Source organism: Vibrio sp. 1288 (assembly GCF_033344475.1).
In genome coordinates this window covers 1-1,055 of record NZ_JAWPOX010000151.1, presented here as the reverse complement: position 1 = coordinate 1,055, position 1,055 = coordinate 1, and the positions used below count along the sequence as shown (strand labels likewise).

Here is a 1,055-nt window from a genome sequence, read left to right as displayed (position 1 = left end):
CGCGAGAGTGAAGTTTTCCCAATCGATGTACGTTTGTCCGTTGATCGCCCAATAAGGCTCATCCTTGAGGATATTAACGGTAATCGACTGCTTATCGACCTCTGCAACGGCCTGAGAGTCGGTGCTTGGCAGCGCGACATCTAATGAATCGAGTTTGACTGCGGCGGTAAGCATCAAGAAAACCATCACAATAAAAATGATGTCTAACAGCGGTGTTAAATCTGGTGTTAAGCCGTTGCGGTTATTGTCCTGTGGTACTTTGATCATGAAGCTTTCGCCTCAGCCGTTTTGGTGATACTTGCCGTTGTTTTTGTTTTTTCTGGAGACACGTGCTGCAGGGAAATGCCTTCAAGCCACAAATTCACGTAGTTGAGAGTATGCTCAAGTTTGGCGAGTACGCGGTCAGCCCACAAACCGATGATTTGTGCGCCAGAAATAGCGGGTAGGGCGATGATCAAGCCAGCGGCCGTTGTGCGCATGGCTAAACCCAAGCCGTCAGCCAAATCGTTAGGTGTGATGTTCCCAGTTGAAACCGCAATGCCTTTAAACATCTCAATCAATCCCAATACTGTGCCGAGAAGACCAATTAGCGGGCTGATTACGCCGATCAACGTCAGAAGGCGAAGACCAGAATGCAGTTGATGACGCTTTTCTTGCAGCCACATGCCCGCCGCGTCTTCACGCAGCGATTTAGCGAATGAGTGGTGAGCCAATAGCATTGCTACACCGCGATAAAGCAAGGGACGCTTGCCCGACAACTCATCGGCCAGCGCTTCAATATCTCGGCTGTTCGTTGGGTCTAGAGTGGCCAAATGTTGACGAATAGCACTTTTTCCAACGCCAAGACTGATAAATACTTGGAAGAGTCGTTCAGCAATGATCATGACGGTGAGTGCCGAGCAAATGATCAAAGGCCATGTCATAAGACCGAACTGAGTTTGTAATTCTTGTAGTTGTTCCATTATCCTTCCAACTTAAAACGAACTGGTATTTGTACTCGGTGAGCTACTTTTAGCCCGCCTAAAATATGTGGTGTAAATTGCCATTGTTTAATA

2 protein-coding genes and 1 pseudogene are annotated in these 1,055 nt (G+C 47.6%); all 3 read right to left on the bottom strand.

Going from position 1 to position 1,055, the window contains the following annotated elements; translation table 11 throughout:
- Nucleotides 1-267: biopolymer transporter ExbD (locus R8O11_RS25255; RefSeq protein ID WP_318194615.1), on the bottom strand; the 267-nt coding region annotated here is incomplete at its 3' end.
- Nucleotides 264-962 carry a MotA/TolQ/ExbB proton channel family protein gene (locus tag R8O11_RS25250; protein WP_140068464.1) on the bottom strand — a complete coding sequence of 233 codons (699 nt, stop codon included), beginning with the start codon at nucleotides 960-962 and terminating at the stop codon, nucleotides 264-266. The genes R8O11_RS25250 and R8O11_RS25255, both read right to left, overlap by 4 nt.
- Nucleotides 962-1,055: pseudogene (locus tag R8O11_RS25245) on the bottom strand (energy transducer TonB); the annotation flags it as partial. The pseudogene R8O11_RS25245 and the gene R8O11_RS25250, both read right to left, overlap by 1 nt.